The sequence below is a fragment of the Vibrio sp. 661 genome (genome assembly GCF_033339315.1).
GTDB classification, from domain to species: domain Bacteria; phylum Pseudomonadota; class Gammaproteobacteria; order Enterobacterales; family Vibrionaceae; genus Vibrio; species Vibrio alginolyticus.
Window position 1 is genome coordinate 1 of the sequence record NZ_JAWOUJ010000102.1, and the last position, 1180, is coordinate 1180.

Below are 1180 nucleotides of genomic sequence, written 5' to 3' on the forward strand. Positions count from 1 at the left end.
AGATACCAAGGAACACGAGACTGCATTTGCCATTCTACGCTACAACCATCTTGTGACGGCGTCACGATGAGCGTCACCTTTCCGTGGCTTTTGATGGGGCGAAAAAAATGCAGCTCCATGTCTAAACGATGTTCTTGTGTGCTTTCCAGAACAACCGCCCCCGTTCCAATTCGTTGCCCATTCCATTGGTAACCAGCACCAACGTGGCCTTGATTGTCACTGTAAGTCAGCTCGCAGCTTGGCTCCAAAATGATCCAAGGAGACCACTCAGGCCAGTTTTTAAAATCCTTTAGATAATCGATGATCTCACTTTGAGATTTGTTGATTTCAATACTTTTGCTGACCTGATAAGCAAGCATAGCCATTCCTTAAGTTTCTGTTTCGCTCTACTTATTCTAAATCAAATCCTAGTTTTTTCTTGTTTCACTGTGAGTTAGAGGTAAAAAGTGAGACAAAAAAGCCAGAACGTTAATTCTGGCTTCATTGGCAAATTTGGACGTTAAGAAACAAACGTCACTTTCGCGCTAAATCGGACGCCATCATCGTTTAATTCAAACGGCCACCGCATCCGTTCACAAATGCGTTGCACAATCACTAAGCCGCAACCATAACCCGCATTATACGTTTCGTTCCCGTCATGACGATTGGTGATAATCAGCGTGTTTTGCTGTAGATCGATCTCGATGTCTCCAACGCTATAACTGAACGCATTTTTGATTAAATTGTTGATGACTATCGTCACGAAGCTTGCTGGCGCATACACTTCGCCGCTATTTTGTTCGTTAAGCTGATAATGCGCATCTTGCTTTGCAAACAACGGAGCAAGCTCTTCCAATTGCTGGTGTAAACAAACTAAAAGCGTTTGTTCGCCAAAGTGCTGCGGCTCAATTTTCTCTTTGCCTAACAACAAAAACGCCTCGGTCAAAACGCGCATGTCTTCACACGCAGCTTGCATTCGCGCAATCGCTTTTTGTGCCACCCTTGGCTGGTCAGGCACTCGAGATAAAATGTCTGTTGAGCCTGCGATCACCATAATAGGCGTGCGAAGCTCGTGGGAGGCAAAGCGACTAAACTCTTGTTCGCGGCGGAAATAGCCCGCGATGTCGTTCTTACTGTCTAACAACGTCTGCTCAATATGCCGCGTTTCACTGAACTTCGTTTCCACTTCAAATGCAGGCTG

General features: G+C 45.4%; 2 protein-coding genes. Both read right to left on the reverse strand.

Features of this window, described 5'->3' with window-relative positions; translation table 11 throughout:
* A partial coding sequence (locus R7P69_RS24990) for an SRPBCC family protein (protein ID WP_318121792.1) occupies positions 1–359 on the reverse strand: 359 nt, incomplete at its 3' end.
* Between the two features lie 140 nt (positions 360–499).
* Positions 500–1180: HAMP domain-containing sensor histidine kinase (locus tag R7P69_RS24995; RefSeq protein WP_318121793.1), on the reverse strand; the 681-nt coding region annotated here is incomplete at its 5' end.